The 17,752-nt window shown below is 37.4% G+C and carries 20 protein-coding genes and 1 other annotated feature; of the genes, 2 read left to right on the plus strand and 18 right to left on the minus strand.

Annotated features, from left to right (window positions below; genetic code table 11):
* Positions 1-3: 3 nt before the first annotated feature.
* From NST80_RS05345 to pepV, 5 genes are all read right to left on the minus strand, one after another.
* Positions 4-696 carry a capsular polysaccharide biosynthesis protein gene (locus NST80_RS05345; RefSeq protein WP_004182585.1) on the minus strand — a complete coding sequence of 231 codons (693 nt, stop codon included), beginning with the start codon at positions 694-696 and terminating at the stop codon, positions 4-6.
* Between the two features lie 8 nt (positions 697-704).
* Entirely contained in the window at positions 705-1,436 is a 732-nt protein-coding gene (cps4B, locus tag NST80_RS05350; protein WP_004182586.1) for a capsular polysaccharide biosynthesis protein Cps4B, read from the minus strand.
* On the minus strand, positions 1,437-2,897 hold the full coding sequence (locus NST80_RS05355; RefSeq protein WP_004182587.1) for an LCP family protein: 1,461 nt from the start codon (positions 2,895-2,897) through the stop codon (positions 1,437-1,439).
* 941 nt (positions 2,898-3,838) lie between these two features.
* Complete coding sequence (locus NST80_RS05360; RefSeq protein ID WP_004182588.1) at positions 3,839-4,423, minus strand: uracil-DNA glycosylase family protein; 585 nt, start codon at positions 4,421-4,423, stop codon at positions 3,839-3,841.
* Positions 4,424-4,463: 40 nt separating this feature from the next.
* A complete protein-coding gene (gene pepV, locus NST80_RS05365; RefSeq protein ID WP_004182589.1) occupies positions 4,464-5,870 on the minus strand; it encodes a dipeptidase PepV in 1,407 nt (468 codons plus the stop codon).
* A 361-nt stretch (positions 5,871-6,231) separates the two neighbouring features.
* On the opposite strand from pepV, the gene NST80_RS05370 reads away from it, so the two are divergent.
* Positions 6,232-6,417 (plus strand): 4-oxalocrotonate tautomerase, encoded by a 186-nt coding sequence (locus tag NST80_RS05370; protein WP_002885057.1) that lies wholly within the window; start codon positions 6,232-6,234, stop codon positions 6,415-6,417.
* A 71-nt stretch (positions 6,418-6,488) separates the two neighbouring features.
* On the opposite strand, the gene NST80_RS05375 is transcribed toward NST80_RS05370, so the two are convergent.
* The 7 genes from NST80_RS05375 to NST80_RS05405 all read right to left on the minus strand — a co-directional run bounded on the left by NST80_RS05375 (position 6,489) and on the right by NST80_RS05405 (position 10,298).
* A complete protein-coding gene (locus NST80_RS05375) occupies positions 6,489-7,010 on the minus strand; it encodes a hypothetical protein (protein WP_004182590.1) in 522 nt (173 codons plus the stop codon).
* Between the two features lie 85 nt (positions 7,011-7,095).
* Entirely contained in the window at positions 7,096-7,569 is a 474-nt protein-coding gene (locus NST80_RS05380; RefSeq protein WP_004182591.1) for a GNAT family N-acetyltransferase, read from the minus strand.
* 43 nt (positions 7,570-7,612) lie between these two features.
* A complete protein-coding gene (rplT, locus tag NST80_RS05385; protein ID WP_002885090.1) occupies positions 7,613-7,972 on the minus strand; it encodes a 50S ribosomal protein L20 in 360 nt (119 codons plus the stop codon).
* A 56-nt stretch (positions 7,973-8,028) separates the two neighbouring features.
* Complete coding sequence (gene rpmI / locus NST80_RS05390) at positions 8,029-8,229, minus strand: 50S ribosomal protein L35 (RefSeq protein WP_002885093.1); 201 nt, start codon at positions 8,227-8,229, stop codon at positions 8,029-8,031.
* A gap of 38 nt (positions 8,230-8,267) precedes the next feature.
* Positions 8,268-8,798: a translation initiation factor IF-3 gene (infC, locus tag NST80_RS05395; RefSeq protein ID WP_004182592.1), complete on the minus strand. Its 531-nt coding sequence runs from the start codon at positions 8,796-8,798 to the stop codon at positions 8,268-8,270.
* Positions 8,799-8,811: 13 nt separating this feature from the next.
* Positions 8,812-8,934: a sequence feature (ribosomal protein L20 leader region), on the minus strand.
* A gap of 23 nt (positions 8,935-8,957) precedes the next feature.
* On the minus strand, positions 8,958-9,638 hold the full coding sequence (gene cmk / locus NST80_RS05400; protein WP_002885119.1) for a (d)CMP kinase: 681 nt from the start codon (positions 9,636-9,638) through the stop codon (positions 8,958-8,960).
* A gap of 21 nt (positions 9,639-9,659) precedes the next feature.
* Entirely contained in the window at positions 9,660-10,298 is a 639-nt protein-coding gene (locus NST80_RS05405) for an SAG1386/EF1546 family surface-associated protein (RefSeq protein ID WP_004182593.1), read from the minus strand.
* 45 nt (positions 10,299-10,343) lie between these two features.
* Between NST80_RS05405 and NST80_RS05410 the strand changes: the two genes are divergently transcribed.
* Positions 10,344-10,541, plus strand: coding sequence for a ferredoxin (locus NST80_RS05410; protein ID WP_004182594.1), 198 nt, complete (start codon positions 10,344-10,346; stop codon positions 10,539-10,541).
* Here NST80_RS05410 and NST80_RS05415 read toward each other — a convergent pair.
* The 6 genes from NST80_RS05415 to NST80_RS05440 form a co-directional block, all read right to left on the minus strand.
* Entirely contained in the window at positions 10,525-11,025 is a 501-nt protein-coding gene (locus tag NST80_RS05415) for an EbsA family protein (RefSeq protein ID WP_002884906.1), read from the minus strand. The genes NST80_RS05410 and NST80_RS05415 overlap by 17 nt on opposite strands.
* A 56-nt stretch (positions 11,026-11,081) precedes the next feature.
* Complete coding sequence (gene pepT, locus NST80_RS05420) at positions 11,082-12,305, minus strand: peptidase T (protein ID WP_004182595.1); 1,224 nt, start codon at positions 12,303-12,305, stop codon at positions 11,082-11,084.
* 79 nt (positions 12,306-12,384) lie between these two features.
* Positions 12,385-14,511, minus strand: a complete 2,127-nt coding sequence (locus tag NST80_RS05425; RefSeq protein WP_118058188.1) for a GBS Bsp-like repeat-containing protein — start codon at positions 14,509-14,511, stop codon at positions 12,385-12,387.
* A 157-nt stretch (positions 14,512-14,668) separates the two neighbouring features.
* Positions 14,669-15,226 (minus strand): signal peptidase I, encoded by a 558-nt coding sequence (gene lepB, locus NST80_RS05430; protein WP_013990669.1) that lies wholly within the window; start codon positions 15,224-15,226, stop codon positions 14,669-14,671.
* Between the two features lie 121 nt (positions 15,227-15,347).
* The gene (locus NST80_RS05435) at positions 15,348-16,577 is read right to left on the minus strand and encodes a tetratricopeptide repeat protein (protein ID WP_004182598.1); all 1,230 of its coding nucleotides are present in this window, start codon (positions 16,575-16,577) and stop codon (positions 15,348-15,350) included.
* A complete protein-coding gene (locus NST80_RS05440; protein WP_004182599.1) occupies positions 16,567-17,745 on the minus strand; it encodes an AI-2E family transporter in 1,179 nt (392 codons plus the stop codon). The genes NST80_RS05435 and NST80_RS05440 overlap by 11 nt, the downstream gene beginning before the upstream one ends.
* Positions 17,746-17,752: the final 7 nt, after the last annotated feature.

Raw genomic sequence — 17,752 nt, forward strand, 5'->3', positions numbered from 1 at the left:
TCCTTAAATTTTATCTGTATCAGGAACAATTCCAAGAAGTGTCATTTCAAGCACGTCTTCAACATCTTCAGGGCGACGAATACGATCATCTAAAACTTCACGAACTAACACAGCCACAATTGCTACAAAACCACCCAGAATAGCACCAAGTAACACGTTCCGTTTAATATTTGGTGAAGATGGTGAAGATGGCAACTTAGCCTCTTCAAGTGTTGTGACATCTTCAACTTTAGTTACAGTTTTAATTTTTTTAGACGCTACCTCACGTACTTTATTAGCAAGCACTTGAGCATCTTGACCAGTTTTGGCTTTTACTGAGATTGAAATAAGACGAGTATCTGTAGGGATATTAACTGAAACCATTTTAGACAGTTCTGCCTCACTCAAATTCAACTTTTCATCTTTAATAACTTCTGATAATACATCATTTGATGTAATAATCTCTTTATAGTCATTTACCAAATAGGTACCAGCTTGCAAATCTTGAGCAGAAAGATTCTTATTATCTGTTGCCTGATTAACAACATAGATACGCGTTGTTGATGTATATGTTGGTTGGATAAAGAAATAAGTACCTAAGAAACTGAAAGCAGCGAAATAAAAAGCTGTGAAAAGAATCAAAAGCTTCTTCGTCCAAAGTTTATGTAGCAATGCTAGTACGTCGATTTCAACACTTTTAGTGTTATCTTGATTCATAATATCTCCTATAAATATTGATTTTCTAGTAATGTTTTGGGATTTTCAATAAAAAGATTCTTAGCACGTTTGGGGCCGTAGTTCTTTTTAACAATTTCATAAGCATCTTTCATAAATGGTGGTCTCGGCCCAAGATTATGCATGTCGCTAGCAACCATATGAACCAAATTTTTCTCCAAGAAAAAGCGAACACGTTTCTTTCTTACTTTATCTTTATCTCCAAAGAGCTTTGGTTTTAGAACATGTGAACTATTGACTTGAGTATAGCAGCCCATATTGATGATTTCTCGAACACGGTCAGCATTTTCTTCGAGGGCATCATAGCGCTCAATATGAGCAACAATTGGTGTCACACCTGCTCGTAAAACATTGCTAAGCCCAGTATGAATTTCTTTCCAAGATGTGCGAGCACTAAACTCGATTAAAGCAAATTGAGTGTTGTGCATGCGTGGAATGAGCTTCTTTTCAAGCTTCTCCACAATGTCGGAGGTGTAATAAAGTTCACCACCATAAAAAATAGTTAAGTCTGGATAAAGTGCTTCAGCTTCTTCTTTTACTTTTTTAAAGTTTGCAAAGATTTTATCCTCTGGTGTTTCAAACATTCCCTTACGACGATGAGATGTTGAAACAATCGTACGCACTCCTTGCGCAAAGCTTTCGCCAATGAGGTCAAGACTTTCTTCTAAAGTTTTAGGACCATCATCAACATCAAAAACAATATGTGAGTGAACGTCAATCACTTATTTTTCCTCCATCAATTTTTTGATAGCTTGAGAGGCGCTTTCTACACTAGAATCATCCAGTTTCATCATGTAGAGACTAGAATTTGGCATAGCATAAGAGGTCAATTGTCCAGTTGAACCTGTACCTGTTACTGCTTGAGAAGCCACCGTAAATTTAGAACCTGAATCAAGTTGTGTATTGGCCAAAGCATTAATGGTATCTAAAGACATATTCGTTTGAACAGAATCTTGAAGATTATTAACGATTGAAGTAAAGTTTGATACAGAATTTAGTGAAGCCAACTTGTTTACAATCGCAGAAATCACTTTCTCTTGGTTTTTACCACGATCATTATCACCTCCATTCAAACTATAACGCTCACGAACAAAGCCAAGGGCTTGTTCAGAATTCATTTGGATATCTCCCACTGGGAAATCAAACTTCCCATGAAGACTCGTGAAGGCTTGATCATTATGAACTGTCACACCACCAAGTTGGTCAATCAGTTTAAGGAAAGATGTGAAGTTAATTCGTGCATAGTAATCAATCTTAATGCCATAAAGATTTTCCAGAGTTTGTTCAGACGTTTCAACGCCATAAATACCTGCGTGGGTTAATTTATCATACTGGTCTGCCCCACCACCAGGAATCTTAACGTATGCATCACGTGGAGTAGTCGTCAAGAGAATCTTATGTGTGTTCATGTTAACTGTCATAATGATATTGACATCTGAACGTGACACTGTTGAAATTGAACCGTAGGTATCAATACCACTAATATAAATATTGAAGACTTTTGAATCTACTTGTTTTGCAGAGTTGTTATTCTTCGTTTTAATTTTATAAGTATAGATTGTTTTTAGATGTGAAGCATAGTTACTATCAACAGACTCTAGTAGGCTTGCATAAGAACCACTCAAGACCATAGCTTTAGATTTGCCAGACTTAAGATTGTCATATGCTTCTTGATATGAAGCAACATCATCAACTTTGACATCAACTTTTTTATCTTTTTTTAGAGCTGACATCAAAGTGTCGACATTGTTCTTATCAACCTTAGTAGGTGCCTGTACGGTAGTAAGCTGATTCACATCTTTGATGTCACTATCCTTAGGAACAACAATGCTCATTTCAACTTCTGAAAATGCTGCCGTTTGATTCATACGGTTAGTGATATCAATCATTTGTTTAAAACCAAAGACACCGACCAAAGAAATAAGTGAAAAAACTACTAAAATAATAGTAGTCACTAGCGTTGATTTTTTAGCTTTCTGAAGGAAGATGCTAATGGCAAGAACTACCAATAAACCAATAGTGATAATAATGTTCAAAAACCTAAATGATAGGAAATTATAATTGAACATAATGAATAACAAAAATGCTACTAAAACAGTATACAGAATAGTCAACCCGATGTTAACCATTCCCCACATTTTTTTACCCGTTCGTTTCTGCTTACGATTCGTACGCGAACTCATATAAAATGCTCCTAAATATTAAAATTAGATATTTCCCACAGTAATTATAACATTACTATAACTTTATTTCAATTGTCATTCTTTTTAAAAAAGAAGAAACCGTATTCAATGAGGGTATTGAGCTTTTATTATCTACCTTTTTTTGTTATTTTATAAGCTTTTTTTCACATTTTTAAAATTTAATTTTGAATTGTCAGTTAATTGTTATAATTTTTCCATCAAAAAAGCTCGCGAAACTTGACTTTCTAAAATCCAAGATAAGGCCCCTTTTTTTATAACTAGGGTCATCATTTCAAACTTTTTCGAGGTTTATTCGTATATATGTGAACATCTATAATGCAACGATTAATAGATTATCGGTGAAAATCAATAACACAATATTTTTCAATCATAACTTCTCCCATAATAAAAAACCTCCCACTACTATTGAACAATAGAACAAGAGGTTGATTGTAAGATATTTTCTGACTAAATTTCTTGTCCATCCATTTTTTGTACAAGCTAGCAAAGTCCTCCCTACTATGGACCAAAAATTTATATTGTTCACCTTAATTATAAGAAGGACAATCTTCTCTATCATGAGTTAGCTGACTGAACAAGCATAGGATTCTATACCTAGTCAACAATTAGCTTTTTATACCATGGTCTTAACTACTTTAGTTTTTCAATTGGCTCAAACATCTATACTGTAACTCGTTTAGATTTTCTTATCATTGCAGTATAAGCTTCAATGCATAACTGTATAGTATTCGTTTTACACCTTCAGAACAACATAAACTGAAAATTGTATAATAAGATAAATATTAGAAAACAATATTTGTCCTTATTCTGATTAACTAAAAGCCTTAAAGTTTCTATCCAATTTTGAACACGTTTAGGATATTCAGTTTGATGACAGAATAAAGCTTACTTGGCACTCCCTGAATCAATGACTAAAAAAATCATTTAATCAAAATATCTTTAACTAAATTCTTCAAATCTGGGACTACTTCTTCCATAAACCACGGATTTTTGGCTTGCCATATATTATTTCGAGGAGAGGGATGAACGAGAGGAAAAAACTCTGGAAGATAATCTTTATAATGCTTAACTGTATCCGTTAATTTTGCCGATGATTTTTGATGCAAATAGTAACGCTGTGCATAGTTACCTACTAATATCGTCAATTGAATATCAGGAGCTAAAGCAAGAACTTTCTCATGCCACTTGTCTGCAAATCCTTTGCGAGGAGGTAAATCACCTGATTTCCCATGGCCTGGGAAGTAAAAATCCATTGGCACAATAGCAAACATGCCAGATTCATAAAATTCTTCGCGTGAAACACCCATCCAATCCCTGAGATTATCACCGCTAGGATCATTCCAGTAAAGGCCGGACTCTTGGGCACGAATACCAGGAGCTTGTCCTACAATATTAATTCGTGCGGTTTTTGGAATGGTAAACAAGGGTTTTATACCTTGTTCCGTAAAAGCTTTATTTTGTTCATCGGACATGATTGCTTGCGTTAATTCTTCAAGTGTTTCCATATTTTCCTCCTCAAAAAAGAGACAAAACTGTCTCTCTTTTTTATTTGATTAACTCATAGATAGCTTCTGCATAAATGGCAGCTGCACGGTACAAGTCTTCGACCTCAGTAAACTCATTTGCTTGGTGCATCGTGTTGACATAACCAGGGAACATAGCTCCATAGGCAACACCACGTTTGAGGAGACGTCCAAATGTTCCGCCACCAATAATTTGTTCATGACCTTTAAGGCCTGTTTGTTTCTCATAGACTGAAAGAAGAGTCTCCACCATAGGATCATCAACTGGTACATAGTGTGGCACATGACCATGTTCTGAGAGACTAACCGCCTTAGGATCTTCGAGTTTTTCAAGATCAGCCTTAATAGCGTCCGTATCAACCCCTTGAGGATAGCGGAAATTCAGAGCAATCGTATTATCTTCTGATTCCTTAGAGAAGTTAAATACACCTGCATTCATGGTCAATTCACCCATCTTAGGATCTGTAAATGCAAGACCTGTCTTTTCAGCAAAGAAATCTTTATGAAGTGTTTCAGCAATTATATCCAAATACGTTTTAGCATTGCCTTGGAAATCAAATTGACTAAGGAAGAGTGCCAAGTAGGTTGCCCCATTAATACCATTTTGAGGCATCATACCATGAGCTGATTTCCCATGAATAGTCACATGGAAAACACCTGCTTCTTCGGTCACTTGACCAGTTACTTCTTGTTCCGCAACAAAGTCGGCTAATTTGCCCTCAAGTTCTTTCAAAGTGATAGGTCCAGTAAAATCTGCACTTGCAGACTCAGGAACCATATTTTCACGCAAACCACCATTAAAGGACACAAGACTAAATTCACCATCATTTTGACCCTCAAAATGAAGATAGGCTGTAATATTACCCTTTTCACCATTGATAATTGGAAATTCTGCATCAGGAGAAAAACCAAAATCAGGATCCTTCAACCCATTATGAGCAAAGTAATAATCCATATCACCCCAACCAGATTCTTCATCTGTACCAACAATAAAGCGAACACGCTTAGATACAGGGAGACCTAGTTCTTTGATAATCTTCAAGGCATAGTAACAAGCCATTGTTGGACCTTTATCATCTGATGATCCACGAGCATAAAGTTTGCCATCTTTGATTACGGGTTCATAAGGGTCTGTATCCCAACCACTCCCAGCTGGAACCACATCCAAGTGCGCGAAAATACCTAAAACTTCATCACCTTGACCAAATTCAAAATCACCAGCGTAATTATCAATATTACGTGTTTTATAGCCATCACGCTCAGCTAAAGCAAGAAAATGTTCCAAAGCTTTTACTGGTCCAGGACCAAATGGGTGCTTATCATCAACCTTACTGTCATCACGTTCTGAGTTAATACGCAAAAGACCAAAAAGGTCCTCCATCAAAGCATCTTTGCGCTTATCAACTTCGGCACGAAAATCAATTGTCATAATTTACTCCTTACTGTCTCTAGTTAGCATTATTTTACCATTTTTAGTAAGAGTTTTCATCCCTTATAAACAAAGCCAATAAAAAATGCAATCACTTACCTATCATTACAAGACGCCATACGATTTTGAATAGCATGTGAAACATTTCCTAAATCAGGAATGATCGAATCAAAAGTAATACTATTGCTTTCAACTAGGAACGCTTTCCCTTAGCTACCGGCCTCTTTTTACTTTAGGCTCTTCTATTGAAATCAGTCATGTTGTAGCATTGCGATATTATCATTTCAAGAATTTCCAAAAACTTTAGAATATTCTCTTAATTAATGCTATAATAGGACTATCAAAACTAAGGAGATGCATTATGCCATTTGTAAAAATTGATCTCTTTGAAGGTCGCACTGAAGAACAAAAAATCGAACTTGCTCGCGAAGTTACTGAGGTTGTATCACGTGTTGCAAAAGCACCTAAAGAAGCTATTCATGTTTTCATTAACGATATGCCAGAGGGAACTTACTACCCACATGGTGAAATGAAAAAGAAAAACTAGTCATCATTAAGCAGTCACATCCGTGGCTGCTTTTAATATAAAAAAACTGGAGTTTCTCTCCAGTTCTATACTTAGATTATAGTTGGTAATTCGTCATCGTCTTCAAAATTCTCCACAACTTCTTCACCAGGCAATGGTTTTTGCAGTTTTCCCAAGATAAAGCGTGAGATGGGACCAACTACTAGAAAATTAAGTGGTAAGGCCATGATAACATTTGTCAACCAAGCACGACCATAGGATGAGAGCGTCACCGACTGACCGTTGTACACTAATCCATAGAGCGACATAAAGGTTACCATGAATAGCGCCATGGTTCCAGAAATCACTAAAATCTTCGCCCATCGTTTATCATGGGCTTTTACTTTATGTAAAATTGCAAATGCAATTGTCTTGGCTAGTGGTCCCACCAAAAGCATATCCAGTAAGAAAGCAACTACAAATCCAGGAAGATAACCTTGGAAAAAGTGACCCCAAGCAAAGGGAACTACTCCAGTCCAATCAAGGATAAGAAGATTCCAGAGACTCATCCCACAGACCATCATTCCACACATTAAAATCGTAAAAAGCAAAGCTTCTTTAAAATTACGAGGCATTAAAATTCTCCATTTCTAAAAGTTCTCTTTCAGCATATCAAAAATTTTTATTCCTCGTAAGTTAAATTTCTCTCATGAAAACGTATTATTTTAGGATAGTTTCCATTTCTGTATATCTCGGTTTCATACCTAAACGTTCGTAAAAACGTACAGCTCCCTCATTATCATTCCAAACGTGAAGTGTCAGATTATAACAACCTAACTCCTTAGCATAGTCCAAGGCAAATTGATAAAGCTTCTCTCCCAATTTTTGACCTCGAGCCTCCTTATCAACGCATAAATCATCAATAAAAAGAGTCTTAACAGCCTTTTGTGGACCATTATTATCTGCTACTTCTTTAATCATTAAGAACAGATGGCCTAAGATACAGCCTTCTTCATCCTCATATACAAAAATAGGTTTATTTGGATCATTAATCACTGCTTCTAAGTCTGCATCTGTAAATTTACTGCCCTCTGACTTAAAAACATCAGGACGTGCATAATGATGCACTAGAAGAATCTGCCCCAATAACTCCTGTAATCTTGGAATATCTTCTGCTCTTGCTAAACGAATCATAATTACCTCCATAAAAAAAGATGGGTAAAACCCATCTTAATTCTTATTTACCAAGTTTTGCTTTAGCTGCATCTGCAAGAGCTGTGAAAGCTGCTGCATCGTTAACTGCCAAATCAGCAAGCATTTTACGGTTAACTTCGATTTCAGCCAATTTCAAACCGTGCATCAATTGTGAGTATGACAAACCGTTCAAACGAGCTGCTGCATTGATACGTGTAATCCAAAGTTTACGGAAATCACGTTTCTTTTGACGACGGTCACGGTATGCATAGTAGTAAGAGTTCATTACTTGTTCTTTTGCAGTACGGAACAAGATGTGTTTTGCACCATAGTAACCTTTAGCAAGTTTCAATACACGTTTACGGCGTTTGCGTGATACAACGCCACCTTTAACACGAGCCATTTATATATTCCTCCGAATTAATTCTAGTTTAGTTAATTTGTAATGCTTTTAGCGGATTAACGCATTTGTGAAAGCATTGATTTGATACGTTTAAAGTCACCTGAATGTACCATTGACGCTTTACGAAGGTGACGACGTTGTTTTTTAGTTTTACCGTGGAAACGGTGAGATGTGAAGGCACGGAAGCGTTTCAATCCACCTGAACCTGTACGTTTGAAACGTTTAGCTGATGCGCGGTGTGTTTTTTGTTTTGGCATTTTAAAATTCTCCTCTTAAAATAGTGTTAGTTTGACAATTATTTTTTGTCAGGAATTGGTGCAAGTTGCATGAACATTTGACGTCCATCCATCTTCGCTCTTTGCTCAATAATCGCAATATCTTGCGTTTTTTCAGCAAATTCCGCCAAGACCTTAGCTCCGATTTCTTTGTGAGTAATCATACGACCTTTGAATCGGATAGAAACTTTAACCTTGTTTCCTTTTTCAAGGAACTTACGACCGTTACGAAGTTTAGTTTCAAAGTCACCTTTATCAATAACTGGACTCAAACGAACTTCCTTAACGGTAACAACGCTTTGTCTCTTACGTTGTTCTTTTTGTTTCTTTTGATACTCAAATTTGAACTTACCATAGTCCATAATCTTCGCAACAGGTGGCGTAGCTTGTGGTTGGATGAGAACCAAGTCAACATTTGCATCATCTGCAATAGCTTGCGCTTCTGACAATGGTTTAATTCCCAATTGTTCACCATCAAGACCAACAAGACGAACTTCGCGAACGCGAATTTCATCGTTAATGAATAGATCTTTCTTAGCTATGATCTTCACCTCTTTATTTTTTTAGAGAAAAACAAAGCGGACTTGATATACAAGCCCGCACACATAATATCCCTATAGGGATTTGACATGTTGGGCCAGACAACCTAAGTCGCAAGGCGAGAAGTTCTCACTTCTGCTTTTCTCATTGTTAATAGTATAACAAGTGAGTCATCCTTTGTCAATAATTTTTTTTGCTTTTTCTTGAATAAATTCCACAACACCATCAATAGATACACCTGTAGTGTCAAAAGTGATGGCATCTTCCGCTGGTTTAAGAGGTGAAACTTTACGATGACTATCTTTATAGTCACGTTCAGCAATTTCTTTTTTTAGAGTCTCAAGGTCAGCGGGAATACCTTTTTCGATATTTTCCTTATAACGGCGTTCCGCACGTTCATCAACTGAAGCAATCAAGAAGATTTTGAGTTCTGCATCAGGCAAAACCACAGTACCAATATCACGTCCATCCATGATAATAGCACCATCTTGAGCAATACGTTGTTGTTGTGCAACCAGTTCTTGGCGCACTTCAGGAATGGCTGCTACCCAAGAAACATTATTTGTGACTTGGTTATCACGAATGGGGTGTGTAATATCAACATCACCTACATAAACTTGCTGACTACCATCTGCTGCTTTTCCGAATGAAATCGGATGTTGAGATAGTTGCTCCAAAATTTCTGGTACATTTTCCTCAGTCAAACCATTCTGCAAGGCCAAATAAGTTGCAGATCGGTACATAGCACCTGTGTCAAGATAAGTATAGCCAAGATTTTTTGCAATAATCTTGGCTACTGTACTTTTTCCACTTGACGCAGGACCATCAATAGCAATTCTAATATCTTTCATGATGTTCCTTTGCTTTTAAAATTATTGAACGTTAACGACGTCACCTGGGTTAGCATACCAGTAACCACTTGTCATGTGATCAGGGTTAAGACGTTCCAACTCATCTACAGAGATACCTGCACGTGCAGCGATAGAACCAGCACCTTCACCAGATTGAACAACAATTGATGAACCATCTGCTGCTGCCGTAGCACTTGATGGTGCTGACTCAGTTGCATCTTCTTTTTCTACATGTTTAGAAGAGCTTGATGCTTTAGTTGAAGATGATTTCTCTTTTGAAGATTTTTCTGTAGTAGATTTCTCACTTTCCTCATCTTTGTTTGAGTCTTTCTTGCTAGATGAAGATTTAACAACTTTGCTAGTTGAAGATGAGTAGAATCCAGATGATTCCTTAGATTCCGCAGTTTTGTTTCCACCGACATTTGAAGTATAGAAAACAAAGAACAAAATACATACAACAATAACAAAGAATAATCCAAGCAAGACAGTCAAAAATGATGAATTAATGAAGCCGCCACCTTTTTCGCGTTTTTCATCTGAAGGAGTGACATCCTCTTCTTCATAATCCTCAAACTCATCTTCATCATCTAGAAAATCAGCGTCAACTACTTCTTCCAACTCTTCGTCAGAAACCTTATCTTCCCATGGTTTTTTACTCATGATATTCTCCTTGTAAAAACAATAAATCTATTTTAAAATAATACTATGAAAGTATCATTAATTCCAGAAAAATGTATCGCTTGTGGTTTGTGCCAAACCTACTCTCCCGTCTTTGATTATGATGACGAAGGTATTGTTAGGTTCAAAGACAGCGACCAACTCAATCAAATTATTGAAAATAGCCCTGAGACTTTGACTGCCGTCAAGTCTTGTCCCACTAAAGCCCTTATTTGCGAAGTTTAAGCTTCAGGGCTTTTTTTGATTCCTCATAAAAGGCAAAGTAATCAAAGTTTGTCATGTGATCCAATAACTCTACCTCACCTTTGAAATCAGGGTGAAGGGCTAATGCATCTAAGAAATATTTCTTAGGCCACTTTCTCATATAAAACTGACGTTTTTTACCATTTTTAAAAATAAGGCACAGGCCAGTTTTAATCACTTCGACTTTTTCAATATCACTAATTTTCACTTTGCGTGGTCTAAAAATATTGAAAGAAACAATACGCAGAATCCCATGATCTTCAATAATAAAGTATCGATGGAAACCTAAACCAAACAAGGCAACGAAAATAGTAAAGAGCATCAAAATATGTGAGGGCACCGAGTACAACTCGAATAGAAGGGCCGCCGCAATAAATATTGGCGTGATGGCTAAAGACCAGTAGATAATCAGCCAAGATAATTCGGGTTGCCAATGGTAACGATACTTGCCGAAAATTTTAATCATCTCAGCACCTCCATTACTTCTAATTTTACCATAAAATCAGTATTTAGCAAGCTCAATTAAGGTTTACTGACAATTCCAAGAATAACATCTACGGCTTTTTCCATTGTCTGCAAGGAAACGAACTCATATCGACCATGCATATTTTCGCCACCAGCAAAAAGGTTTGGAGTTGGAATACCCATAAATGAGATTTTTGAGCCATCTGTTCCGCCACGAATAGGTTCAATAACTGGCGTAATATCCAATTCCTCCATAACGCCCTTAGCTAACTCAACAGGTGTCATATCTTTTTCAATCACCTGACGCATATTATAGTATTGATCTTTAAGTACCAAATCAACTCGTGTCTGACCGTAAGCTTTATTCATTTCATCGGCAATTTTTTGGAAGACTGCTTTACGATTTTCAAAAGACTCTGTTTCAAAATCACGGATGATATAAGAAGATTTTGCTTCTTCAACAGTACCTGTCATGGTTTGAAGATGGTTGAAACCTTGATAGCCATCTGTCAACTCAGGGCGTTCTTCTGCTGGCAACTGATTATGAAAATCAATTGCCAACTGCAGGGCATTGACCATTTGGTCTTTTGCTGTTCCAGGATGAACATTACGTCCGTGGAAGGTAAGTTCTGCTCCTGCTGCAGAGAAGGTTTCATACTGTAATTCACCCAAAGGTCCACCGTCAACTGTGTAGGCAAAATCGACATCAAAATCTTCGACATCAAATTTATCTGCACCGATTCCAATTTCTTCATCAGGACCAAAGCCTACACGAATCTCACAATGTTTGATTTCAGGATGAGCCTTCAAATAAGCCAAGGCTGTCATAATCTCAGCAATACCTGACTTATCATCAGCCCCAAGAAGAGTGGTACCATCTGTCGTAATAAGTTTCTGACCGACATAATTCTTAAGATTTGGAAAATCAGCAGGGTCTAGGTTATAACCTGAATTTCCAAGAGGAATGATACCTCCATCATAAGAGTCAATGACTTGCGGTGACACTCCCTCTGCATTAAAATCAGCGGTATCCATATGAGAGATGAAACCAATCTTACGTGTTAACTTGTCATCGTTAGCCGGAAGGGTTGCCACTAGGTAACCATTACTTTCCAAATAATGAATATTACTTAAACCTAGTTCTTCTAATTCTGGTTTTAAAACCTTCAAGGCAAAATCCACCTGGCTTTGTGTCGTTGGCGTTCTTGTCGCATTTTCATCACTACGTGTATTGATTTTGACGTAACGTAAAAAACGCTCTAAGAGTAAATCGTAGACCATAAGCACTCCTTTTGTTGTATTTAGTATTTACCTCAATTATAGCATAAAAACCCATCATAATGATGGGTTAACGTATAACTTAAACTTTAGATTCTTTTTCATAGTAAGACTTAATCCCTGCTACGATGGCATTAGCTAAAGTCTCCTGATAAGCAGAGGTATTCAAACGAGCGGCTTCTTGTGGATTTGACAAGAAACCAAGTTCAAGAAGGACTGCTGGAGCTGTTGTCTCACGCAAGACTGCAAAGGTTTGACGTTTCACACCTTGGTTCTGAGCGCCAGTCGCATTAATCAGGCTAGACTGGATAGCATTGGCCAAAGTGTCACTCATGCTCAATCGAGTTGGATTAGCATGGTAGGTTGCATTAATACGTGATGGGTATTCTGCATAAGGTTGGTAATAATAAGTCTCGATTCCTTGTGCTGCAGAACTTCCTGAAGCATTGATGTGAATACTTACGAAGATATCAGATTCAGAGGCATTAGCCGCACGTGAACGGTCCGCCAAGTCAACATAGGTATCACTTGTGCGTGTGGTCACAACTTGATAACCTTCTGCTTCTAATTTAGCTTTCACACGACTTTGGATAGCCAAGGTCAAGCTCTTTTCAGAAATACCAAAGTAAGAAGCACCTGGATCATAGCCACCATGCCCAGCATCCAGATAGACAATCTTATTTAAAACATCGTAGTTTCCTCTTGATGCCGAACCGATTTTCTTAGGTGCTACCACATCAGATGAAGTTGCCCCAAAGCCGATATTCTTACCTGAAGCATCAACAATATAGCCATGAACGATGTACTTGCCTGAATTCCACTTGTGCTGGCTTGCTGAAATAGTCACTTTATAAGAACCATCATCCTGTTTTGTAGCATTATGCCAAACAAGATCATCCTGACCATTTTGCTCAGACCAGACTGGGATAAGGACACCTGAAATACCACTTGGATTCGTCAGATTGGTGATAAGAACATCAAAAGTTCCACGATTTTTATCATTATTGACAATAGTCAAAGTTCCCTGAGTCTTAGTGATATCAAGTGTCACTTGTTTGCCACCTAGGCCAATGTATTTACCATCATTGTCAACCAAATAGACATGAGAATTATAAAGACCGCTATCACCCTTATGGTTGCTTGAACGAACGGTTACCTTATAGTCTCCATTAGCTTGCTTAGCTGCCTTGTACCAGATGATATCATCTTGACCGTTTTTTTCTGACCAAGTTGGAACTAGAACTTCTTTGAAACCTTGTGGCGCAACCAAGTTTGAGATAACAAGATCATAGCTACCAGTAGCATTGTTGAGACCAGTGATAGCGAGGTCGGCTTTGGGATCTTGGCTCTCTACTCCTTCATTTTCTAGGACGGAGTTGGTCGTATTGCTCACTGCATCCCATTCATAAAGTTTATAGGCTTCAATCAAAGAGATAAGTTTTCCAGCGTAACTTGGATCTGTCGCATATCCTGCATTCTTAAGTTCCTGAGCCGCAATGCGATAATCTGTTTCATTTACAACTTTTCGGTAATTGTTTTTTCGCCACTCGGTACTCGTGAAAAATTTTGCATGGTCTACTACGCTATCATTCCATGAGGCATATTTTCGAAAAGCAGCATTGACTGTGATATAGTCACCATTAACATATTCCTGGGTAGGCACAGTCACGATTTCTCCATTCCAGTCCTCTGAATCCTTAATGCCAAAAAGATTATTGTTGGGAGCCTTAGCAAGCTCAGAGCTTCCCCAACCACTTTCTAGGATAGCTTGTGCTGCCGTAATAGAAGGAAGGACTCCTTCCTTGGCTCCATCCATAGCTCCTTGCTTAATGGCACTAAGAAAATAACTTTGATTCTGATCAATTTCGCTAGGATCATCTGCCTCTTGATAAGAGCTTGTGGTCACAGAACTATTGGTTAAGACAGCTATTTTTGAAGAATCTGCCAGACTTGTTTGCTCCTCCTCTAATACCTTTTCACTTTGTAGATTCATTTGGCTCGTTGAATCATCGTGTACTCCCACTTCAGAATAACTTGCCTCATGATTATCTGTACTTTCTTTCAAAGTTGAAGATGTATCAGTTGGTGACAACATTTCATCTGCTTTCGCCGATTGACCAGACATTCCTAAAAATAAGATTGCTAGCATAACACCGCACAGTCCATAAGCTTTGCTTTTCTTAAATCCAAAATGAAATCCTAATTGCATCTTAATTTCCTTTTCTATTTACAATTTCTGCTGATTCATTTTAAGACGATTAAACTATCAGCATCATAAAGTCTTAAAATAAACCTTCACCAATTTATTCGCAAAAAAAGCTAGAAACTTATCAAAAGTTCCTAGCTTTTTTAGTAGTATTGAAATATTAATCGACATCAACGAAACCAAAACGTGATAGAGGATACAATCTGAAAGAGATAACACCTTTAATTTGGTCTTTTTCAATGAGACCAAACTTACGACTATCATCTGTATTACGGCGGTTATCGTTCAGTACAAGGTATTGACCTTTTTCAATCTTAGTTTGTTTATTATCTGTCAATGTTGCAATGGAAAAATCATCAGTAAAGAAATTCCCAGGTGAAACTGTCGCCAAATAAGCTGATTTATCCTTGCTAATATAGGCTTCGTCAACTGACTTATCATTGACATAAAGGAAATCATCCATAGCTGTCACGCTCTTGCCCTCACCAGCAATAACACGACCAATATAATCCTTGCCATTAACTGTATAAAGAATAAAATCTTTTTTCTGAGGTTCAACATTTTTATTGAAAGTAACATAATCACCAGCATGAATATAGTCATTCGCCTGACCTTCAGTCACACGGTGTGTTGAAAAGACAAATGCTCTTAACAACAAAATCACTACAATGGCAAGAACTGCTATGATAATATTTCGAATTAAATCTCTCTTAACCATACTTACTCCTTATGGGTTCTAATAAAATCATAACATAAATAGAGAAATAAAAAAAGAGGGAGTGAACAAGCTCAATGTATCTCTCCCTCTTTTTAAACCAAGGATTAAAGCCTTTCGCAGCTTAATAATCCTCAAGAAATGTTTGCATATTGACATCATCTGGAACTAAGGCAAGGTATTTTTCTGCCGTTGCACGCGCCTGATCTCTGTAACCAAATTCCCTCAGGATATATGCATAATCATGGAGGAATTCAGGATTTTCAGATAAATCTGTAGCCAAATCTTGATAGATTTGAAAAGCTTCTTCTTCATCATCAAGTGCTTGGTAGGCCTTGGCAATGTTCCAACGAGCCAAAACAGAATCAACTTCGTAATCGGCTAAAGCTACCAGATCCTCGTAACGTTCTTCTTCTAAATAAAGAGTACTTAAACGTAAGACAATCTCATCTTGGTCCTCAGCTAGCGGTAAGGCTTGCTTCAGATAAGATTCCGCAGATTGAGTGTCATGCAATTCGTAGGATAACTGTGATGCTAACAAAAGTAATTGAACATCAAAAGCATTTTTTGAAATCCCTTGTTGTGCCATACGTAATGCTTCTTCAGTTTTATGTTCTGCATGTAAGGACAAGGCGTAAAAATACTCATAACCCTCGAAGTCAGCAGACATGATTTCTATCTGCTTAAAGTAAAAATTAGCTTTTTGATACTCTTCTTGATCATAGAGCAAAGTGGCTAATTCAAAAGCAATGGTATCATCGTATTCAATTTCAATGGCTTTTTCCAAAAATTCACGAGCAGCTTCAAACTTACCAAGACTGGCATAAGCCTTACCAATGCGCTCATAAGTAGAAACGCCAGTCATTGCCAGGAGGTCACGATTATCTAATTTAGCATAGTATTGAATAGCTTGTTCAAAATTTCCAAGTTCAAATTCCATCTCAGCCAAACCAAAAATAATCAATGAGTCATCTGATAGTTGACTTGCCTCCAACAACTTATCACGTGCCACATCAGTTAAGCCCTCCATTTGATAGAGGTCTGCCTTTACAATTAAAGCAGACAAATAGTCGTCAGAATCTTCAGGTATGGCATCCAAATAAAGAAAGGCCTCTTCAATATCGCCATCTTCAGCCGCAATTTGTGCTAGATTGACATTAACCTCTGGAAAATCAAAACGAACTTTTTCGTAAATTTCTTGTGCCTGAGGTAAGAAACCAATAGACTCTAAGTATTGACCTAACTCAACAAGAACCTCTGCAGGGTCTTCTCGTAAAGCTTTTTTAAAATATTTGTCTGCGTGGTCTAAATCTTGGTTTCCAATAGAGGCAACCATTTTTTCACTATTTAACATCGTCTTTTTGCCCTTCATTTTCTAGATCATCTTGATAAAGATTACTTACAGAACGGTACCAATCAAAAATCTCTCTAACAACAACCTTGACAGAAGCATAGATTGGAATCCCTAATAGAACACCCCACACACCGTAAAGAGATCCTGCTGTCAAGAGAATAAACATAATGGTGATAGGGTGAATGCTTAGTTTATTTCCCAAAACAAGCGGAGAAACAAAACGTCCTTCAATAGTTTGCTCGATGACAAAAATGATGAGGACCTTAATCAACATCGCAGGTCCTTGTACCAGTCCCATGATTACAACTGGTACCATAGCAAGAAAACTTCCTAGATAAGGAACCATGTTTAGAAAACCTGCCATAATACCAAAAGTCATACCATATCGAAGACCTACAATCTTAAACATAATACAGAACATAATGGCAACGACAATAGCGACTGTAACCTGGCCTTGAACATACCCTTCGAGCTGACTATTAATATCTGAAAGCATACGAACAGTTGTTTCACGAAAGCGAGTTGGTAAGGCTGAGACAAAGCTATGTTTCATCTTTTGGCTATCTCTTAAAAGGTAGAAGAGAATGAAAGGTGCCAAAATAATAGCTACTGTCACCCGTGCTACTGTGCTCGCAAAAGTTCCAACCCATGTCAGAGCAGATGAAGAAAAGTTCTCAGCATAGTTGACCATTCTCGCTGAGAAATCACTAAGCATGGACTCTAGATCACCGTGGAAGTTGGAAAGAATAGGAAGATTAATCCAACGTTCCGTCTCACTATTGGCACGTGCAATATATGATGGTGCATTTCTTATTAAGATCAAAATTTGATTTTGTAAGCTAGGAATAGCCGTCGAAATTCCCCAAACCAAGAGCAAACCAAGGATAGCGTAGATGACTAAGATAGACATGGTTCGGTTTAGTCCGGTTCTTTCTACAAGTAGTACCAAAGGTTTTATTAAATAATAAAGGAGCATGGAAATAACCAATGGCAACATAATAATGGTCATAAACTGAATGACGGGTGAAAAAATAGGACTTATCTTGGTGAAAATCAAAACCGTCAAACCAATCAAAAGTAAGATGAAAAAGGCTACAACAGCCTGATTATTCAATATCCACTTAAAAAACCATGTTTCTGAAAAATGTTCTGTTTTTTTACGCTTCATAGTTCCT

It is taken from the genome of Streptococcus sp. FSL K6-1323 (assembly GCF_038630745.1).
Lineage (GTDB): Bacteria > Bacillota > Bacilli > Lactobacillales > Streptococcaceae > Streptococcus > Streptococcus salivarius_D.

What these genes read in the sequence shown, in the direction of transcription:
- NST80_RS05345 (WP_004182585.1), bottom strand. Translation starts at nt 696, where the DNA reads ATGAATCAAGATAACACTAAAAGTGTTGAAATCGACGTACTAGCATTG.
- NST80_RS05355 (WP_004182587.1), bottom strand. Translation starts at nt 2,897, where the DNA reads ATGAGTTCGCGTACGAATCGTAAGCAGAAACGAACGGGTAAAAAAATG.
- NST80_RS05360 (WP_004182588.1), bottom strand. Translation starts at nt 4,423, where the DNA reads ATGGAAACACTTGAAGAATTAACGCAAGCAATCATGTCCGATGAACAA.
- pepV (WP_004182589.1), bottom strand. Translation starts at nt 5,870, where the DNA reads ATGACAATTGATTTTCGTGCCGAAGTTGATAAGCGCAAAGATGCTTTG.
- NST80_RS05370 (WP_002885057.1), top strand. Translation starts at nt 6,232, where the DNA reads ATGCCATTTGTAAAAATTGATCTCTTTGAAGGTCGCACTGAAGAACAA.
- NST80_RS05375 (WP_004182590.1), bottom strand. Translation starts at nt 7,010, where the DNA reads ATGCCTCGTAATTTTAAAGAAGCTTTGCTTTTTACGATTTTAATGTGT.
- NST80_RS05380 (WP_004182591.1), bottom strand. Translation starts at nt 7,569, where the DNA reads ATGATTCGTTTAGCAAGAGCAGAAGATATTCCAAGATTACAGGAGTTA.
- rplT (WP_002885090.1), bottom strand. Translation starts at nt 7,972, where the DNA reads ATGGCTCGTGTTAAAGGTGGCGTTGTATCACGCAAACGCCGTAAACGT.
- rpmI (WP_002885093.1), bottom strand. Translation starts at nt 8,229, where the DNA reads ATGCCAAAACAAAAAACACACCGCGCATCAGCTAAACGTTTCAAACGT.
- cmk (WP_002885119.1), bottom strand. Translation starts at nt 9,638, where the DNA reads ATGAAAGATATTAGAATTGCTATTGATGGTCCTGCGTCAAGTGGAAAA.
- NST80_RS05405 (WP_004182593.1), bottom strand. Translation starts at nt 10,298, where the DNA reads ATGAGTAAAAAACCATGGGAAGATAAGGTTTCTGACGAAGAGTTGGAA.
- NST80_RS05410 (WP_004182594.1), top strand. Translation starts at nt 10,344, where the DNA reads ATGAAAGTATCATTAATTCCAGAAAAATGTATCGCTTGTGGTTTGTGC.
- NST80_RS05415 (WP_002884906.1), bottom strand. Translation starts at nt 11,025, where the DNA reads ATGATTAAAATTTTCGGCAAGTATCGTTACCATTGGCAACCCGAATTA.
- pepT (WP_004182595.1), bottom strand. Translation starts at nt 12,305, where the DNA reads ATGGTCTACGATTTACTCTTAGAGCGTTTTTTACGTTACGTCAAAATC.
- NST80_RS05425 (WP_118058188.1), bottom strand. Translation starts at nt 14,511, where the DNA reads ATGCAATTAGGATTTCATTTTGGATTTAAGAAAAGCAAAGCTTATGGA.
- lepB (WP_013990669.1), bottom strand. Translation starts at nt 15,226, where the DNA reads ATGGTTAAGAGAGATTTAATTCGAAATATTATCATAGCAGTTCTTGCC.
- NST80_RS05435 (WP_004182598.1), bottom strand. Translation starts at nt 16,577, where the DNA reads ATGTTAAATAGTGAAAAAATGGTTGCCTCTATTGGAAACCAAGATTTA.
- NST80_RS05440 (WP_004182599.1), bottom strand. Translation starts at nt 17,745, where the DNA reads ATGAAGCGTAAAAAAACAGAACATTTTTCAGAAACATGGTTTTTTAAG.